The organism is Pseudothauera rhizosphaerae (assembly GCF_004801305.1).
GTDB lineage: Bacteria > Pseudomonadota > Gammaproteobacteria > Burkholderiales > Rhodocyclaceae > Pseudothauera > Pseudothauera rhizosphaerae.
Map to the genome: position 1 here is coordinate 1 of NZ_SSOD01000039.1, position 1,101 is coordinate 1,101.

The window sequence follows — 1,101 nt, forward strand, 5'->3', positions numbered from 1 at the left end:
CGGCCAGCCTCTCCCCGCAGTTGGCCGGCCTGCTCGAAGACTTCACCCAGGCCAGCACGCGGGAAGCGCGCTGGACGATCCTGGACCAACTGCTCGATGCCTGGGCCGACACCTCGGGCATGGCCGAAAGCCTGGACGAAAGGCAGCCGGGCCAGTTCGGATTCCTCTACCAGAGTATCGGCAATGTCACACGTAGCCTGATACCGGCCGAAGACCGGATCGACATCCAGCAAAGCGGCTACGTGCCGGACGCGGAAAACGAGCTGCTGACGCAGGAATTCCGGAACGCCGTGGCCGCATGGAGCACCAAGATCCACGTGCTCGAAGCGTTCAACGGGCAATACTTCTTCGACCTGCCCGAGACGGCCGGCGGGGCGCTCAAAGCCGGCGTGCGTGGGCTGTCGGAGGGTTCGTCGGGCGGCGGCTCGATTCTGCTGGGCTGGCCGGAACGGGTGCTCCTGGTGTCGTACTCCCAGGGGCAACTGGATTTCCTGCAGCAAGGGTATGACGCGCTCAAGCAATCGGTGTATGAGGCGCTGGCCGTGCAGGGGCATCTGCAAACCTATCTGGACGCCGTGCAGCTCACGATAGGCGAAGACGGGATCGAGTTCGATTTCACGGCCATGGAAGCGATGCTCGACGAAGCGTATGCCAACGACCCGGCCAACGGATTGCTCGGTCTGGTCGAACTGCAAAAATACCAGGGCGATGCGTTGGCTTCGCTGGGGTGGAGCGGCGCCGAGCGGATCGTGGCATGGGCGGGCGAAGTGCCGCTCGATGCGGGCACACAGGCTCACCTCAAAGCGCTGGGGCTGATTGTCGGTTCGGGGCGGATTGCCGGAACGGCGGACGGGGACGAGATTTTCGGGCAGGGCGGGAACGACTCGATCAGTGCCGGCAGCGGAAATGACCACCTGTACGGCGGCGAAGGCAACGACACGCTGTACGGGGAAGCCGGTGACGACGTGCTCGATGGCGGGGCCGGCAACGACCATTTGTACGGGGCCGCGGGCAACGACACCTATTTGTTCGGGCATGGCGACGGCCAGGACACGATCGGTTCGGACCGCGACACGTCCTCGACCAAGCACAACGTGCTGC

1 protein-coding gene is annotated in these 1,101 nt (G+C 64.6%); it reads left to right on the forward strand.

The window, feature by feature from the left end; all coding sequences use genetic code 11:
• On the forward strand, positions 1-1,101 hold a 1,101-nt coding region (locus E6O51_RS21650; RefSeq protein WP_136387108.1), incomplete at both ends, for a calcium-binding protein.